The organism is Xanthobacter albus (genome assembly GCF_043194895.2).
GTDB lineage: Bacteria > Pseudomonadota > Alphaproteobacteria > Rhizobiales > Xanthobacteraceae > Xanthobacter.
The window spans coordinates 4,498,545-4,516,246 of the sequence record NZ_CM195532.1; the positions used below are offsets into that span (position 1 = coordinate 4,498,545).

12 protein-coding genes are annotated in these 17,702 nt (G+C 69.6%); 8 read left to right on the forward strand and 4 right to left on the reverse strand.

Annotated features, from left to right (window positions below; translation table 11 throughout):
• Positions 1 to 45: 45 nt before the first annotated feature.
• Genes V5F75_RS19955 through V5F75_RS19970 form a run of 4 tightly spaced genes read right to left on the reverse strand, consistent with a single transcriptional unit; the run spans position 46 to position 3,258 of the window.
• A complete protein-coding gene (locus V5F75_RS19955; protein WP_394034107.1) occupies positions 46 to 765 on the reverse strand; it encodes an ABC transporter permease subunit in 720 nt (239 codons plus the stop codon).
• Positions 758 to 1,582: an amino acid ABC transporter permease gene (locus V5F75_RS19960; protein ID WP_394034108.1), complete on the reverse strand. Its 825-nt coding sequence runs from the start codon at positions 1,580 to 1,582 to the stop codon at positions 758 to 760. The genes V5F75_RS19955 and V5F75_RS19960 overlap by 8 nt, the downstream gene beginning before the upstream one ends.
• Positions 1,575 to 2,369 carry an amino acid ABC transporter ATP-binding protein gene (locus tag V5F75_RS19965; protein ID WP_394034109.1) on the reverse strand — a complete coding sequence of 265 codons (795 nt, stop codon included), beginning with the start codon at positions 2,367 to 2,369 and terminating at the stop codon, positions 1,575 to 1,577. Before V5F75_RS19965 ends, V5F75_RS19960 begins: the two co-directional genes overlap by 8 nt.
• Positions 2,370 to 2,427: 58 nt before the next feature.
• A complete protein-coding gene (locus V5F75_RS19970; protein WP_394034110.1) occupies positions 2,428 to 3,258 on the reverse strand; it encodes an ABC transporter substrate-binding protein in 831 nt (276 codons plus the stop codon).
• A 585-nt stretch (positions 3,259 to 3,843) separates the two neighbouring features.
• On the opposite strand from V5F75_RS19970, the gene cysE reads away from it, so the two are divergent.
• The 8 genes from cysE (at position 3,844) to V5F75_RS20010 (ending at position 17,652) form a co-directional block, all read left to right on the forward strand.
• Complete coding sequence (gene cysE / locus V5F75_RS19975; RefSeq protein WP_394034400.1) at positions 3,844 to 4,614, forward strand: serine O-acetyltransferase; 771 nt, start codon at positions 3,844 to 3,846, stop codon at positions 4,612 to 4,614.
• A 75-nt stretch (positions 4,615 to 4,689) separates the two neighbouring features.
• Entirely contained in the window at positions 4,690 to 6,075 is a 1,386-nt protein-coding gene (locus V5F75_RS19980) for a family 2B encapsulin nanocompartment shell protein (RefSeq protein WP_394034111.1), read from the forward strand.
• Positions 6,062 to 7,960, forward strand: a complete 1,899-nt coding sequence (locus V5F75_RS19985) for a SufS family cysteine desulfurase (RefSeq protein WP_394034112.1) — start codon at positions 6,062 to 6,064, stop codon at positions 7,958 to 7,960. The genes V5F75_RS19980 and V5F75_RS19985 overlap by 14 nt, the downstream gene beginning before the upstream one ends.
• Before the next feature lie 111 nt (positions 7,961 to 8,071).
• The gene (locus tag V5F75_RS19990) at positions 8,072 to 8,602 is read left to right on the forward strand and encodes a rhodanese-like domain-containing protein (protein ID WP_394034113.1); all 531 of its coding nucleotides are present in this window, start codon (positions 8,072 to 8,074) and stop codon (positions 8,600 to 8,602) included.
• 340 nt (positions 8,603 to 8,942) lie between these two features.
• The gene (locus V5F75_RS19995) at positions 8,943 to 10,694 is read left to right on the forward strand and encodes a SulP family inorganic anion transporter (RefSeq protein ID WP_394034114.1); all 1,752 of its coding nucleotides are present in this window, start codon (positions 8,943 to 8,945) and stop codon (positions 10,692 to 10,694) included.
• Positions 10,695 to 10,899: 205 nt separating this feature from the next.
• Positions 10,900 to 13,176 carry a DUF3141 domain-containing protein gene (locus V5F75_RS20000; protein ID WP_394034115.1) on the forward strand — a complete coding sequence of 759 codons (2,277 nt, stop codon included), beginning with the start codon at positions 10,900 to 10,902 and terminating at the stop codon, positions 13,174 to 13,176.
• A 207-nt stretch (positions 13,177 to 13,383) separates the two neighbouring features.
• Positions 13,384 to 14,490 carry an efflux RND transporter periplasmic adaptor subunit gene (locus V5F75_RS20005; protein WP_394034116.1) on the forward strand — a complete coding sequence of 369 codons (1,107 nt, stop codon included), beginning with the start codon at positions 13,384 to 13,386 and terminating at the stop codon, positions 14,488 to 14,490.
• A 3-nt stretch (positions 14,491 to 14,493) separates the two neighbouring features.
• Positions 14,494 to 17,652, forward strand: a complete 3,159-nt coding sequence (locus tag V5F75_RS20010; RefSeq protein ID WP_394034117.1) for an efflux RND transporter permease subunit — start codon at positions 14,494 to 14,496, stop codon at positions 17,650 to 17,652.
• The last annotated feature ends 50 nt before the right edge of the window (positions 17,653 to 17,702 follow it).

Consider the following 17,702-nt stretch of genomic DNA (forward strand, 5'->3'; position numbering starts at 1 on the left):
TTGCGCTAGGTCACATGCACGACATACGGGCAGCGGGCTGGCACCTCACGCCTCCGCCCGCGCCGCGCCGGCGCGGCGGCCGATGAGGTCCGCCACCACGGAGAAGGCCGTGCACAGCACGAAGTAGACCGCGCCGGTGAAAAGGAAGATCTCCGCCGGATAGATCTGCGTGCGGTTGTTCACCTGGTTCGCGAGGGTCGTGAACTCCGGCACGTTCACGATGAAGGCCAGCGACGTGTCCTTGATGAGGGAGACGAACACGCCCACGAAGGAGGGCACCAGATTGGGCAGCGCCTGCGGCAGCAGCACCTGCAGCAGCACCTGCAGCGGCGAGAATCCGGAAGCCGCCCCGGCCTCGCCCTGCCCCCTCGGCAAGGCGGCGAGCCCCGCGAAGGTGGTGTAGAGCACCGCCGCCGAGGTGAACCACGCCAGGGCGAGGACCACGGGGACGCTGTCGGGCATCCGGCCCCCGAGGAGCGCGGGGACCAGGAAGTAGAGCCAGAAGATCACGAAGATCAGCGGGATGCCGCGGATGAAGTCCGCCCACAGGAACAGGATGCGGCGGACCGGCCCGGGAAACAGCCAGGCGACGACCGCCCCGCCGATGCCCAGGACCAGCGACAGCACGGCGGCGGACACCGCCATGACCAGGGTGAGCAGCAGGCCGCCGATCTCGCCGTCGGCGGCGCGGCCCCAGAGGAGATAGGGCAGGTTTTCCGTGATGACGGAGAGGTTCAGCCCGAGGAAGAGGTTCGCATCAGCCACGGCCGGCCTCCCGTGCAGCAAGCGCCAGCCGCGGGTCCATGGCCTCCTCCGCATCGTCCCGCGCGGCGAGGGGACGCTGCTGCACTCCGACCTGCGAGGGGCCGAAGCGCGTCAATGCGAAGCCGATGACGAGGCCGAGCACGAGATAGAGCGCCGTGCCCACCGCGAACGCCTCGAAGGCGCGGGCATTGTAGCTCTCGATCTGGCGCACCTCGTAGGTGATCTCGGACAGGCCGATGGCGGTGGCGAGCGAGGAGAGCTTCATGATGTTCAGATACTGCCCGACGATGGGCTGCCAGGCATTGGCCACCGCCTGGGGAAGAAGCACATGCAGCAGCACCTGCGGCGCGGAGAAGCCCTGCGCTTCCGCGGCCTCGCGCTGGCCGCGCGGCACGGCGGCAAGGCCGGCGCGCAGCTCTTCCGCCAGGAACACCGCGCCGAACACGGCGAGGCCCCAGGCCGCGCAGATGAACTCCGGCGACAGGATGTCCAGCCCCGCGAGCCATTCGCTGCCGAAATCGGTGTCCACCACGAAGGCGCGGAAGCCCTGGGGCAGAAAATTGTAGGCCGCGAAGTACCAGAAGAAGAGCTGCACCAGCAGCGGCGAATTGCGGAACACCGCGATGACGGAAGCCGCGAGGCCGCGCGCGAGCCGCAGGCGCGAGACCCTTAGCCCCAGCAGCACCACCGCCAGGGCGCTGGCGCCGAGCGCGCCCGCCACGCTGACGGCGAGCGTGGTGACCACGCCGGTCACGAGCCAATGCAGCGGCGGGCCGCTGAGGACGGCCAGCCAGCCGTGAATGCCACCCTCAAGCATCGGCCTGCTCCTCCTCCCGGCTCTGGATGGGCGAGAGCAGTTGCGCCAGGAAGCGGCGGACGCGCGGGTGCGGCGGGTTCTCGAAGAACAGGGACGGAGGGGCGTCGGCCAGGACCCGCCCGCCATCGATGAACAGCACCCGGTCCGCGATCTCGCGGGCGAAGCCCATCTCGTGCGTCACCACCAGCATGGTGGCGCCGCTGCGGGCGATCTCGCGCATCACGCCCAGCACCTCGCCGATCATCTCCGGGTCGAGCGCCGAGGTGGGCTCGTCGAACAGCAGGATGGCGGGCTGCATGGCGAGCGCGCGGGCGATGGCCACGCGCTGCTGCTGCCCGCCCGAGAGCTGGGCGGGCTTCAGATCCGCCTTGCCGGCCAGCCCCACGCGCGCCAGCAGCTCATCGGCGCGGGCGTTCGCCGCCGCGGCGGAGAGGCCGAGCAGCTTGCGCGGAGCGAGGGTGATATTCTCGCGCGCCGTGAGATGGCCGTAGAGGTTGAAGTGCTGGAACACGAAGCCGATGCCCTCGCGCAGCTTCTGCAGCTGCCGCCCGGCGAAGCCAGCGGTGGGCACGCCATCGATGAGGATCTCGCCCTCGGAGAGGGTATCCAGCCGGTTGACAAGACGCACCAGGGTGGACTTGCCCGAGCCCGAGGGGCCGCACACCACCACCACCTGCCCCCTGGGGATGGACAGGCTGACGCCGCCGATCACCTCCACCGCGCCGAAGCGCTTGCGCACGCCTCGGAACTCGATCGCCGGCGCCGGAGCGCCCCCTGGCTCGCTCATGTGACCTCCCCCGCATCGCGCGGCACACAGATCCATTCCCGTGACGGGAAACGGGACATCAGCGGTTCGCGATCGTGAAGCCGCGCGGCTCGGGCGTCTTGGATTCCTTGCCGAACCAGCGGTCGTAGATCTTCTGCGCGGTGCCGTCCTTCTCGAGGCCCACCAGGATGTCGTTCACCGCCGCCAGCAGCGCGGGGGCGTTCCGCGCCACGCCGACGCCGATGTCCTCCCGGCTGAGAGGCTCGGCCAGGATCTTGTACTTCGTGCCGTCCGGCGCGCCGGCGAGGAGGCCGGCAAGGATGGTGCTGTCCTGCGTGATGGCCTGCACGTTGCCCTGCCGCAGCGCCGTGAAGGCGGAGGGGATGTCGTCGTAGGAGAGCACCTTGGCCTTGGGGTAGCGCGCCTTGATGGCCTGCTCGCCGGTGGTGCCCTTCACCGCGCCGATGCGGGCCGCGGAATAGGCGTCCAGTGTGTCGGGCGACGCGGCGGGCACCAGGAACTTCTGGCCGGTGACGAAATAGGGCGTGGAGAAATCGATCACCTTCGCCCGCTCGGGCGTGATGGTGATGTCCGCCACGATCAGGTCCGCCTTGCCGGATTGCAGCAGCGGAATGCGATTGGCCGGGTTGGTGGCGATGAGGCGCGGCTTCACGCCCAGCCGCTCGGCGATCGCGTCGGCGAAATCGATGTCGTAGCCCGCGAGCTTGCCGGTCTTGGGATCGACGCTGGCGAAGGGCGGGTTGGAATCGAACACCGCGATGTTGATCACCCCGGCCTTGCGGATGGCGGCGAGGTCGTCCGCGCGCGCCGCTCCCGGCAGGAGGGCGGCGAGAGCGACCGGCACGGCGAGGGCCGCGAGCGCGGCCAGACGGCGAAGCGGGAATGTCATGGGCAGCGTCCTGAAGGAGGGAACGGACAAGGCGGCGGGTCCGCCGCGGCATCGGCGGTATCTCAACAATGAATTTAATCTATCGAATATGTCAAATTAGTATATCGACGGAGGCGGCGAAAACGCGGCGCACCATCGGCCGCAGGCGCGCCGCACGGTCGCGCCCACAGAGCCGGAGCCTCCAGGCGAATCGCTGTCCCTCCTTTATCGGCGCGGGTTTCGGCCACGCGGGAGGGGTGGGAGCAGGTTCCTCCCGGCGATGTGGCGCGGACCTCCGCGCCCCCTCTCGCACACCGCGAGCTCCAGATTTTCGCACGGCTGAAATCGCGTTTTCGCGGGGCGGAGCGCGGCAAACCTGCGCCGGTGCTGGGCTTGGCGTTCAAGCGCCCGCTCCACGCTTCCCCCGATTGCCGCCGTGCTCCGAATTTCCCCCTTGACCGGCGGTTATTTTTCTTTTTCGATTGATTTAATGTAATTTAGAGGCGGAAGGGAGCCACCGTGACCTTCATCAAGACCAGGATCGAAGCGGCCAGGACAACGCAGGACGCCCGTCGGGCCCGCCCGCATGCCGACGACGGCGACCGCCTGTGGCAGACCCTTCGGCAGGAAGCCGATGCGGCAGTGCTGGAAGAGCCGCTCCTGGCCGCCGCCCTGCAGACCACGATCCTCGACCAGCAGGACATCACCAACGCCTTCTCCCACCGCCTGGGCCAGCGCCTCGGCGGAGGCGACGTGAGCGCGCTCACGATCCGGGACCTCAGCCTGACGGCGTTCGCCTCGGAGCCCGGCCTGCGCCTGGCGCTCACCCGCGACCTCGCGGCCATCCGCGAGCGCGACCCCACCTGCAGGCGCTATCTCGACCCGTTCCTCTTCTACAAGGGCCTGCAGGCGCTGGAGGCCTACCGCGTGGCGCACTGGCTGTGGACGCAGGGCCGCGTGACGCTCGCCCTGGCGCTGCAGAGCCGCGTCTCCGAGGTGTTCCAGGCGGACATCCACCCGGCGGCGCGCATCGGCTCCGGCGTGTTCATCGATCACGCGACCGGGGTCGTCATCGGCGAGACCGCCGTGGTGGCGGACGACGTCTCCATTCTCCAGTCCGTCACCCTCGGCGGCAACGGCAAGGAGCGCGGCGACCGCCACCCCAAGATCGGCCGCGGGGTGCTGCTTTCCGTGGGCGCCAAGGTGCTGGGCAACATCACCATCGGCGAAGGCACCCGCGTGGCCGCCGCCGCCGTCGTGCTCGACGACGTGCCGCCCTACTCCACCGTGGCCGGCGTGCCCGCCCGCATCATCCGCCAGTCGGCCAACCAGCAGCCGGCCCTGACCATGGACCAGATGTTCGGCGACGGCATCTGAGCGCCTTCCTGCCCTCCCCTTCTCCCGTTCCTGCCACCCCTTCGTTCGCAAGGGCTTCATGAGGAGTGCGTGTAAATGAGTGACCTGAGGCTGAGTGTCAGCGCCGCCGCTGCACGAAATCTCGCCACCGCCAGCGTCACCGTCGTCCAGAACGCGGAGAACACGCCGCGCTGGCTGCACCGGCTTCTGCCCTGGGTCGATGTCGCGGGGGGCGTGTACCGTGTCAACCGCCGCTCCGTGGTGGTGCCGCGTCCCGGCCTGCTGCGCATCACCGCCGAGAAGACCATCGAGCCCGACAGCCTGCGCCACATTCCCGTGCTGGCGGACCTGGACGAGGAGACCCTCTCCGCCCTCGCCGAGGCGTTCACGCCCGCCCGTCACGCGCCCGGCGAAGTGGCCGTGAAGCAGGACAAGGACGCCCGGCACTTCCACGTGGTGGCGGAAGGCACGGTGGAGCTGTTCGTCGGCGGCCCCTTCGGCGGCCAGCTGCGGCAGCGCCTCGCCACCGTGGGCGACTATTTCGGCGCCGAGGCGCTGGAGGGTGAGAGCATCCACGCCCCGGCCGTGAAGGCGCTTTCCGAGGCGACCCTCCTCACCCTCGACCTGAAAAAGCTCGACGCCATCAAGGGGCTGCGCGAGAAGATCGAGGCCAGCGTGACGGCCCGCAACAAGGCCGAGCAGCGCACCAACGCCTTCGGCGAGCGCGTCGTCAGCCTGCTTTCCGGCCATGCCGGCGAGCCGCTGCTGCCCACCACCTTCGTGGATTATGCGGAGCACCCGCGCGAATACCACCTCTCCACCATCCAGACGGTGCTGCACACCCACACCCGCATCACCGACCTCTACTCCAACGAGATCGACCAGCTGCGCGAGCAGATCCGCCTCACGGTGCAGGCGGTGAAGGAGCGCGAGGAGTGGGAGCTGCTGAACAATGCGGAGTTCGGCCTGCTGCACGAGGTGAGCCCGCGCTTCCGCATTCCCACCCGCTCCGGCCCGCCCACCCCGGACGATCTCGACGACCTGATCGCGCTGGTGTGGAAGCGGCCCGCCTTCTTCGTGGCCCATCCGCGCACCATCGCCGCCTTCGGCCGCGAGGCCACCCGCCGCGGCGTCCCGCCGGTGGTGGTGCACCTTTACGGCTCGCCTTTCCTCACCTGGCGCGGCGTTCCGCTGGTGCCGAGCGACAAGGTGCCGGTGCAGGTGGACCCGCAGACCGGCGTCGCCTCCTCCTCCATCCTGCTGCTGCGCGTGGGCGAGGCCGAGCAGGGCGTGGTGGGCCTGCAGAAGGTGGGCGTGACCGGCGAGGTGGAGCCGGGCCTCTCGGTGCGCTATTCCGGCACCAACGAGCATTCCATCGCCTCGCACCTCGTCACGCGCTACTTCTCGGCCGCGGTGCTGGTGGAGGATGCCATCGGCCGCCTCGATAACGTGCTGATCGGCCGTTACCATGACTACGCCTGATCCGCGCGCCCTGGGCGCGGCCCTACCACACGAGGTCTCCGGGCTACCCGGAGACCCTTTCCAGAGCGAGCTGATCGGCCGGCTGGCCAATGAGATCTGGAACGAGTTCAGCCGGGGCGCCAGCGCCCCGCTTCCCTACGCCGCCTGGCCCGACACGGGCTGGCCGCGCGCGGATGCCGCCACGCTGGCGGAAACCGCCATTCCCACCTCGGCCCTGAGCCCGGCGGGGCTTGCCCCCGCCAACCTCGCGCCGGGGCCGGAGCCCTCCATCAGCCGCCGCGCCTATTCCCAGGGCGCGCCGGCCAGCGTGGCCCTGGGCAGCGCCGATCCGCACCAGGTGAGCACCACCCTGCCGCCGGTGCATCCCGTGATCGATCCGCTGGAATCGACGCGCGCCGCGGAGCCGGCGGCGCCGCAGATCGACACGGGCGCGCTGGAGCTGGGCCCGCTGCTGCGGGCGGCGGGGGCCGACAGCCCCTCGTTCGGCCGCGTGGAGGAGCCGCGCCATGCGGCTCCCGGAGGCGCCGAGAGCAACGGCTGGTCGCGCATCCGGGTGGTGGACAATCCGGCGGGGGCGGACCCGTTCGCCGCCTCGGATTTCTACTTCCTCACCCCCGGCACCTCCCGCAACGCGGCGGCGCAGCCCGCGCGCGGGCACGGCCCGGCGCTGGCGGGCTTCGACGTGGAGAAGGTGCGGCGGGATTTCCCCGCCCTGCACCAGAAGGTGCATGGCCACCCGCTGGTGTGGCTGGACAACGCCGCCACCACCCACAAGCCGCAGAGCGTGATCGACGCCACCAGCGAATATTACGCCCGGCACAATTCCAACATCCACCGCGCCGCCCACACCTTGGCGGAGCGCTCCACCGACCTGTTCGAGGGGGCGCGGGAAAAACTGCGCCGTTTCATCGGCGCCGCGCAGGCGCGTGAGATCGTGTTCGTGCGCGGCACCACCGAGGCCATCAACCTCGTGGCCCAGAGCTTCGGCCGCGCCAACATCGGGCCGGGCGACGAGGTGATCGTCTCCACCATCGAGCATCACGCCAACATCGTGCCCTGGCAGCTGCTGTCGCAGCAGACGGGCGCGGTGCTGCGGGTAGTGCCGGTGAACGACCGGGGCGAGCTGATCCTGGAACAGTTCGCCGCCCTGCTGAACGGGCGCACCAAGCTCGTCTCCATCACCCACGTGGCCAATGCGCTGGGCACGGTGAACCCGGTGGAGGAGATCATCGCGCTCTCCCACGCCCGCGGCGTGCCGGTTCTGGTTGACGCGGCGCAATCCTCCCCCCACATCCCCATCGATGTGCAGGCGCTGGGGGCGGATTTCCTCGTGCTTTCGGGGCACAAGGTGTTCGGCCCCACCGGCATCGGCATCCTCTACGGCCGCGCCGAGCTGCTGGAAGCCATGCCCCCGTGGCAGGGCGGCGGCCACATGATCAAGGACGTGACCTTCGCCAAGACCATCTACAACGGCATCCCGGAGAAGTTCGAGGCGGGCACGCCCGACATCGCCGGCGCCGTGGGGCTGGGCGCGGCGGTGGATTACCTGGAAAGCGTCGGCCTGCCGGCGATCGCCGCCTACGAGCACGAGCTGCTGGCCTATGCGACCGACGCCATCACCACGGTGCGGGACCTGCGGCTGATCGGCACCGCCCGCAACAAGGCGAGCGTCCTGTCCTTCGTCATCGGGAACAGGGACACGGAGCAGGTGGCGAAGTTCCTGGACAGGCGCGGCATCGCCACCCGCTCCGGCCACCATTGCGCCCAGCCGGCCCTGCGCCGCTTCGGCGTGGAAACCACGGTGCGGGCCTCGCTCGCGCTCTACAACACGCGCGAGGACGTGGACGCCCTGGTCGAGGCCCTCCACGCCCTGCCGCGCGGCTGATGCCGAAGGCCCGTGAGCTGTTCTCACGGGCCTTCGATCAAGCCCGCGCGGCGCTTGCGCAGAACTCAACTGGCACCGGCCGAAGACCGGAGCCGATGGTACGGGGCCGACATGGCAACTCTCATCTCCATCGACACCCTGCGCGAACGCATCGCGCAGGGCCCGCTCACCCTCATCGACGTGCGCACGCCGGCCGAATACGGCGAGGTGCATATTCCCGAGGCGCGCAGCGCCCCCCTCGACGCCCTCGATCCGCAGGCTCTGGAGCGCGCCGGGCAGGTGGAACGGGACAAGCCCCTCTATCTGATCTGCCGCACCCAGAACCGCTCGAAGGCCGCGGCCACCGCCTTCGAGAAGGCGGGCTTCACGAACGTGCTCGTGGTGGAAGGCGGCACCTCCGCCTGGGATGCGGCGGGCTACTCCGTGGCGCGGGGCGCGCGCAAGGTGATCTCGCTGGAGCGGCAGGTGCGCATCGCGGCAGGAACCCTGGTGGTGCTGGGCGTGCTGCTGGCGTGGCTGGTCCAGCCGCTGTTCATCCTGCTCTCCGCCTTCGTGGGCGCCGGCCTGGTGTTCGCGGGCGTCACCGACACCTGCGGCCTCGGCCTGCTTCTGACCCGCGCGCCCTGGAACCAAAGGGCCTGACCGCGCCCCCTCTCCCGAAGGGACGGCCCCACCGGATAGACGCGGCCCACCAGCCGGCCCAGGCTTCAGGCGTCGAAGATGCCTGCGCAAGCGGGGCCGGCGCGGCACCGGCCCCCGACGCCGGATGAAAGCCCTCCCCCGCCGCCGGCACCATATGCCTCTCCCCCTTTGGACAGGGGAAGAAGCGACATGCTCCGGAGGCCGGGCGGTCCCCCCGCAACCTGTTCTCGCGACACAACGGCCGCTCCCCAGGCGATCCCGGGCCGGTATCGCACGGCTGGATCGGACGGCCGCCGGGGGCCATTATGGCCGGCCGCGCAACAGGAAACGCCCCGCCGCCATGACCGCCGCCAAGCAGACCATCGCCCGCTGGGCGCCCGGCCTCGCCGGGCTGCTCGCCGCCCGCCCGGCGGATCTCGTGGCCGATCTCCGGGCGGGCATCGCCGTGGCGGCGGTGGCGGTGCCGGTGGGCGTCGCCTATGCGCAGCTCGCCGGGTTTCCGCCGGAGGTGGGCCTCTATTCGAGCCTGTTCCCGCTGATCGTCTATGCCCTGCTCGGCAGCTCGCGCCAGCTCATCCTCGGGCCGGATGCCGCCACCTGCGCGGTGATCGCCGCCACGGTCGCGCCGCTCGCGGCGGGGGACGCGGCGCGCTACGGGGAGCTGGCGGCCCAGCTCGCGCTGCTCACGGGTCTGATGTGCATCGTCGCCAGCTTCCTGCGCTTGGGCGTGCTGGCGGATTTCCTCTCGAAGCCGATCCTGGTCGGCTTCCTCAACGGCATTGCCATCACCATCATCCTCGGCCAGCTGGGCAAGATTCTCGGGGTCACCACCACGGCCGAGGGGGCCATTCCGCTTCTCATCGAGCTCGCGGCCAAGGCGCCTGAGGCTCATGGCCCCACCCTGGCGCTCGGGCTCGGGGCGTTCGCGGTGTTCGCGCTGTCGTCACGCCTTCTGCCGTCGCTGCCGGCGGCGGTGGCGGCCATGGCGCTGTGCGGCCTCGCGGTGTTCGCCCTGGGGCTGGAGGCACAGGGGGTGAAGACCCTCGGCCACGTGCCCGCCGGCCTGCCGGCGCCGATCCTCCCCGCCTTCAGCATGGAGGCGCTGCCGGGCCTGCTGCCGGCGGCCGCCGGCCTCGCCCTCGTGAGCTTCACCAGCATGATGCTGGCCTCGCGGGCCTTCGCCTCCAAGAACGGCTACGACGTGGACCCGGACCGCGACCTCGCCGCGCTGGGGGCGGCCAATATAGTGGCGGTGCTCACCCGCGGCTTCGCCATCAGCGGCGCGGATTCGCGCACCGCCATGGCCGACGCCACCGGCGGGCGCACCCATGCCACGGGGCTGTTCGCGGCGGCGGCGGTGGGGCTGGTGCTGGTGTTCTTCACCGCCCCGCTCGCCCATGTGCCGGTGGCGGCGCTGGGCGCGGTGCTGGTGATGGCCGGCGTGTCCCTCATCGATCTCGCCACGCTGCGGTTCATCTATACCCTAGACCGGACGGAGGCGGCCATCAGCCTCCTCGCCACCCTGGGCGTGGTGGGGCTGGGCGCGACGGAGGGCATCCTGATCGCGGTGGTGCTGGCGCTGCTGCGGTTCGTGCACATCACCGCGCGGCCGCGGGTGGAGGTGCTCGGCCGGGTAAAGGGTATGCCGGGCTTCCACGCGATCGCGCGGCATCCGGGCGCGGCGACGCCGCCGGGGGTGGTGATCTTTCGCTTCAACGGGCCGCTCGTGTTCTTCAATGCGGACCACTTCCGCCGCAGCCTGCTGGCCGCGGCCAGCGGCCACGATGGCACGGCCGAGGGCGTGGTGGTGGATCTCGTGCCCATCACCGAGGTGGACGTGACCGGCCTGTTCACGCTGAAGGAGGTGGCCGCGGCACTTGCCGGGCGGGGCATCCGCATCGTCGCCGCCGGTCGCCAGACCGAGTGGCGCGCCTGGATGGCGGCACGGGGCCTCGCGCCGGAGAACGTCGCCATCTACCCCACCCTGCGCCACGCCGTGAAGGCGCTCACGGCCGTGGACGAGGAGGTGGTGCTGCCGGACGGCGCCTCCGACACCGCCGGGAACCTTGCCAGCCGGCCGGATACAACATAAAACTATATACAACTTGGAACCTGCGGCTCCATGCGCACATTTATACCGTGACCTGATGTAATCGCAGACTCAACACGGTATTTCGATAGAGCAGAACACTTCGGATTCCCGCCGCCGCGCGCCGGTGCGTGCGGGACAGTCCATTACGGGGCCATGCGGGCGCGGCTCCATCGCCGGGCCATGGGGGAATGCGGAGGAAGCTTCCATGCACCCCACGGACATGATGACGATGTACGGCCGCATCGCGGAAGTGTATCGGCTGCGGCTGGGCGAGGCGATCTTCTCCTATGGCGAGGCGATGCGGGAAGCCGCCGCCGCCTTTGCCGCCACCCCCGCGCCCGAACCCGCCGCCGTCTGGCGCGATGGTGTCTCCTACGCCTTCGATGCGATGCAGCGCACCCTCATCTTCTGGGACACGCTGCGCCAGCGCGGCAACAACTGGATCGCCCACGAGAAGGCCGGCAAGCCGCCGCTGCTGGCCTTCGATCACGAGACCATCGCCGATGCCCGCACCTTCGCGCGGCCCTGCAATTATGCCCTGCTGCGCATCCTGCCGCCGCCCGGCGTGGTGCTCGACCCCGCCAAGCAGCCCTTCCTGGTCATCGATCCGCGCGCCGGCCACGGGCCCGGCATCGGCGGCTTCAAGGCGGATTCGGAGGTGGGCTTCGCCCTGAAGGCGGGGCATGCGGTCTACGTGGTCGCCTTCTTCCCCGAGCCGGTGCCGGGACAGACGCTGGCCGACGTGGCGCTGGCGGAATCCGAATTCCTGCGCATCGTGCGCGAGCGCCACCCCACCCGCGGCAAGCCGGTGGTGGTGGGCAACTGCCAGGGCGGCTGGGCGGCCATGCTGGTGGCGGCGCTCGATCCCGACGGCGTAGGCCCGGTGGTGGTGAACGGCGCGCCCATGTCCTACTGGGCCGGCAACGATGCCGAGAACCCCATGCGCTATGCGGGGGGCGTCCTGGGCGGCTCGTGGACCGCGCTGCTCGCCGCCGATCTCGGCGGCGGCGTGTTCGACGGCGCGCATCTGGTGGACAATTTCGAATACCTGAACCCCGCCAACACCTACTTCACGAAATACTACAACCTCTGGTCCAGGATCGACACCGAGCCCGCGCGTTTCCTCGATTTCGAGCGCTGGTGGGGCGGCTATTTCCTGATGAACCGGGACGAGATCAAGTGGATCGTCGAAAACCTGTTCGTGGGCAACAAGCTCGCCGCCGGAAAGGCGGAGTGGGCGCCGGGCCGCACCTTCGACCTGAAGGCGGTGCGCTCGCCCATCATCGTGTTCGCCTCGCTCGGCGACAACATCACCCCGCCCCAGCAGGCCATCAACTGGGTGGCGGACATCTACCCCTCCACCCAGGCGCTGAAGGATGCCGGCCAGGTGGTGGTGGGGCTGATGCACGACAGCGTCGGCCATCTCGGCATCTTCGTGTCCGGCGCCATCGCGCGGCGCGAGCATGCGCAGATCGTGAACCTGGTCGAATACGTGGAGGCGCTGCCGCCCGGCCTCTATGGCATGCGGATCGTGGAAGAGCATGTCGATGGCGAAGTGAGATATGATGTCTCTCTGACAGAACGACAGGTGGAAGAGATCTCCCGGCTCCAGAAATACGACCGCCGCGACGAGATCCCCTTCGAGGTGGTGGCCAATGTCTCGGAGCATGTCTCGAATCTCTATGAGGCTCTGGTCCATCCCCGCCTCTCCGCTTTGGTGACGCCCGAGATGGGGCGCGCGCTGCGGGCCGCGCACCCGCTGCGGGCGGCGCGCTGGGGCCTCTCGGATCTCAACCCCGTCCTCAAGGCGCTGGCACCGCTCGCGGATTTCGCCCGCAGCCAGCGCACCCCACGGGACGAAGAGGGGCCACACGCGGCCGCCGAGCGTTTCGCCGCGGCCACTGTCACGGCCGGCTGGGACCTCTTCCGCCGGCTGCGCGACGCCACCGTGGAAACGGAGTTCTTCCGCCTCTACGGCACCTGCGCCATGCTGGACCCGGACCTGAGCGCCCCGGCGGACCCCGCCCTCGTGGAGGAGCCGCCGGCGGAGGTCCAGGCGGCGCTCGCGGCAGTGCGGGAAGGCGGCTTCACGGATGCGGCGGTGCGTGTCGCGCTGCTCGCCCAGAGCCGCGGCAGCGGCCGGCACCAGCTTTCGAGGCTGCGCCAGATCCGCGAGCTGGTGGGCCGGGAGGTGGGGCTCATCGCCCTGCCGGCCGATGCCGCGCAGGCGGTCATCCGGCGCCAGTCCATCATCGTCGACCATGCTCCGGAGGCGGCGCTCGCGACCCTGCCGGCGCTGCTGGAGAGCCCCCAGGACAAGGCACGCCTGCTGACCCTGATGGACCGCCTGACCGCGAACATCAGCTTCGGCCCGCAGACGGAAGCCTTCGTCGAGGAAGTCCGCCGGCTGGTCGACGCCGAAGGGCTGCCCGCGCCGGACACAGCTCCCCTCCCCTCCGGCGCGCCCGAGCACGCCGGGTGACATGCACAGCGCACCGGTGAAATTCGGCTCCACAAGCGCGTTTTTCGGAGATAAGCTCTCATATACAGAAGAACGGAAGTACAGATGTACCACACTGAAGATGTGACGTCGCGTCATGCCGATGCCTCAGATCTCAGTGCACCAACGAATTCTTTATCCGACTCCGGACGGGCGCGGGCGCTCTCCGGAAGTGTTGGGGGGAAGGGCATGTCTCGCGTCATCATCAGCTGCGCGGCCTCGGCTTTGCTCCTCCTGGGAAGCGCCGGGCTTCTGCACGCGCAGGAGGGGGCCGTCGCCGTCAGCGTGGTGCCGGCGGAACTCAGGCCCGTGTCCCAGGCCATGGAGTTCGTCGGCCGCGTGGAGGCACCGGAGCGCGTGGACATCCGCGCGCGCGTGAAGGGCATGCTGGAGGCGGTGCTGTTCAAGGAGGGCGAAACCGTGAAGGAGGGCCAGCCCCTCTACCGCATCGAGAAGCCCCCCTTCGAGGCGGACGTGCAGCAGGCCGAGGGCGACGTGGCGCGGGCGCAGGCCGCCCTGGACCTCGCCAGGATCCAGCGCGAGCGCGCCGAGGAACTGCTCGCCAAGAATGCCGGCACCGCCGTGGCCCGCGACCAGGCCGTGGCCGGCGAGGCATCCGCCACGGGCGCGCTGCTCACCGCGGAGGCGGCGCTGAACACGGCGAAGATCAGCCTCGGCTACACCGACATCGTCTCGCCGATCGTCGGCCGCATCGGCCGCACCGCCTTCACCCGCGGCCACATCGTGGGGCCGGAGAGCGGGGTGCTCGCCACGGTGGTGAGCCAGGACCCCATGTACGTCACCTTCCCGGTGAGCCAGCGCGACTACCAGGAAGCGCAGAAGGAAGAAGGGAAAGTGGACCTCTCCAACGTGGAGGTCCGCATCAAGTTTCCGGACGGAACCGTCTACGGCGAGGTGGGGCGCATCAACTTCGTCGATGTCTCCGTGAACCGCACCACCGACACCGTCATCCTGCGCGCCGACGTCCCCAACCCGAAGGGCCAGTTGGTGGATGGCCAGCTGGTGCGGGTGGAGCTGAAGGCCGGCACCCCCGAGGAGCGCATCCTCATTCCCCAGGCGGCCCTGATCGCCGACCAGGGGGGCGTTTACGTATTCGTGGTCGAGAACGGCAAGGCCGTGGTGCGGCGGATCACGCCCGGCGGCACCGTGGGCGCGAACGTGGTGGTGACGGAGGGCCTGAAGACTGGTGACCAGGTGGTCGTGGACGGGTTCGAGGCGCTCCGGCCCGGAGCCGCGGTGCGTGCCACGCCGGCCGCCTCCAGCCTCAAGGGCTGAACCATGCTGTCCTCCGTCTTCGTCGACCGCCCGCGGCTCGCCATCGTCATCGCCATCGTCACGGTCATCGCGGGCCTGCTGTCGCTGCTCGCCATCCCCGTGGCGCAGTATCCGGACATCATCCCGCCCCAGGTCTCGGTGACCACCTTCTACCCCGGTGCCTCCGCCGAGGTGGTGGATTCCACCGTCGCCCAGCCCATCGAGGCGCAGGTGGTGGGCGTGGACAAGCTCATCTACATGAAGAGCGTGTCCGGCGACGACGGGTCCTACACGCTCACCGGCTCGTTCGAGCTCGGCACGGATCCGGACATCAACACCGTCAACATGAACAACCGCGTGCAGGTGGCGCTCTCCAAGCTGCCGGAGGACGTGAAGCGCCAGGGCGTGACCGTAAAGAAGAAGTCTTCGGCGCTGCTCGGCGTACTCGCCATCTACTCGCCGCAGAAGACCCATGACCCGCTCTACATCTCCAACTACGTCACCATCAACATCCTGGATGAGCTGAAGTCCATTCCCGGCGTCGGCGACGCCTCGCTCTGGGGACCCCAGGACTACGCCATGCGCGCCTGGGTGAGGACCGATCGCCTCACCGGCCTCGGCCTCACCACGGAGGATGTGGTGAACGCCATCAAGGCACAGAACATCCAGGCCGCCGTCGGCCGCATCGGCGCGCGCCCGGTCTCCGACGACCAGCAGCTCCAGCTCAACCTGCGCACCAAGGGGCGCCTGTCCAGCGTCGCGGAGTTCGAGAAGATCGTGCTGCGCACCAATCCCGACGGATCGGTGCTGCGCCTCGGCGACGTGGCGCGGCTGGAGCTCGGCGCCGCGAACCTCGACCGCGAGACCCTCTTCAACGGCGGCCCCGCCGCGGTGCTGGCGCTCTACCAGTCGCCCGGCGCCAACGCCATCACCACCATCAACGCCATCCGCGCCCGCATGGACGAGCTGGCGAAGGCCTTCCCCGAGGACCTCGCCTGGAAGGTCACCTACGACCCCACCACCTTCGTCACCGAAACCATGCATGAGGTACAGAAGACCCTCATCGAGGCGTTCGTGCTGGTGGTGCTGGTGGTCTACCTCTTCCTCGGCTCGTTCCGCGCCACGCTGATCCCGACCCTTGCCGTGCCGGTGAGCCTCATCGGCACCTTCATCGTGCTCAACGCCATCGGCTATTCGGCGAACACGGTGTCGCTGCTCGCCATCGTGCTCGCCATCGGCATCGTGGTGGATGACGCCATCGTGGTGGTGGAGAACGTCGAGCGCGTGATGGAGGAGCATCCCGATCTCACCCCCGCCGAAGCCACGAAGAAGGCCATGGCGGAGATCACCGCGCCCATCATCGCCATCACCCTGGTGCTGCTGTCGGTGTTCGTGCCGGTGGCCTTCATCCCCGGCATTTCCGGCGAGCTGTTCCGCCAGTTCGCGGTGACGGTGGCGGTCGCCATGTTCCTGTCCGCCATCAATGCGCTGACGCTCTCGCCCGCCCTGTGCGCCATCCTGCTCAAGCCCGCCCACGGGCCGAAACGGGGGCCCATCGGCTATGTCATGCGCGCCATCGACAGGGTGCGCGACGCCTATGGCGCGGCGGTGGCGCGCCTGGTGCGGTTCTCGCTCATCGGGCTGGTGTGCGTGTTCGTGGCCTCCGGGGGCATCTTCGCCTTGTCGAAGGTGACGCCCACGGGCTTCCTGCCCGAGGACGACCAGGGCGCCTTCTTCGTGGTGGTGCAGTTGCCCGGCGGCGCCTCCGTGGGCCGCACCACCGAAGTGATCCGGAAGGCAGAGGCGTTGCTGAAGGACGAGCACACGGTGGAGGACTTCACCTCCGTCATCGGCCTCAACTTCATCGACAACTACTCCCAGCCCAACGCCGCCTTCATCGTGGTGACGCTGAAGCCGTTCGAGGAGCGCAAGGGCAAGGATCTCGGCGCGAACGCCATCATCGCCCGCCTCGGCGAGAAGATGCGGCAGATCCCCGGCGGCACGGTGGTGCCGCTGGCGCCGCCGCCCATCGTCGGCCTCGGCACCGGCGGCGGCTTCACCTTCGTTCTGCAGGACCTGCGGGCCGGCGACCCCAAGGTGCTGGCCCAGGTGCTGCGCGGGCTCATCGTCGCCGCCAACCAGGACCCGCGGCTCGCCCGCGTGTTCTCCACCTACACGGCGACCAACCCCTCGATCCAGCTCGACATCGACCGCGACAAGGCGCAGGTGCTGGGCGTGCCGCTGGACAGCGTGTTCCAGGCGCTGCAGACCTCTCTGGGCGGGCTCTATGTGAACGACATGAACCTCTACGGCCGTACCTGGCAGGTGCAGGTGCAGTCGGAGGCGGAGGACAGGAAGAGCATCGACGACATCTACCGCATCCACGTGCGCAACGACAAAGGCGAGATGATCCCCCTGCGCTCCATCGTGGAGGCGCGGGTGGAGGTGGGCCCGCCGGCGCTCATCCGCTACAACAACAAGCGCGCGGTGACGGTGCAGGGCGCGCCGGCCCCCGGCGTCTCCTCCGGCCAGGCCCTGGCGGCCATGGACGCGGTGGCGGCGAAGACCCTGCCGCAGGGCTTCTCCGGCGCCTGGACCGACACCTCCTTCCAGGAGAAGAGGGCGGAGGGCAAGACCGGCACCATCCTCGCGTTCGCGGTCCTGTTCGCCTTCCTGTTCCTGGTGGCGCTCTACGAGAGCTGGTCCATCCCGCTGCCGGTGCTGCTCTCGGTCACGGTGGGCATGCTCGGCGCCTTCGCGGCCATCGTGATCGGACGCCTCACCCTCGACCTCTACGGGCAGATCGGCATGATCGTGCTCATCGGCCTCGCCGCGAAGAACGGTATCCTCATCGTCGAGTTCGCCAAGGAGCGGCGCGAGCACGGCGAGGACCTGCTCGACGCCGCCACCGAAGGCTCGCGTCTCAGGTTCCGGCCTGTCATGATGACCTCCCTCGCCTTCATCCTCGGCCTTTATCCGCTGGTGGTGGCCCAGGGCGCGGCGCAGATCGCGCGGCAGAACGTGGGCACGCCCGTGTTCGGCGGCATGATCGCGGCATCCTTCCTGGGCATCTTCGTGATCCCGCCGCTCTACGTCCTGTTCCAGGGCCTGCGCGAGAAGCTGCGGCCGGGCGCGCGGCCGAAGGCGGCGGCCTCCGCGCCCGCCGATGCGGAGAAAAGCTGACCGCACCGATGGATGGGCAAGGCTGCCGCCGGCCCCATCCATTGCGGGCG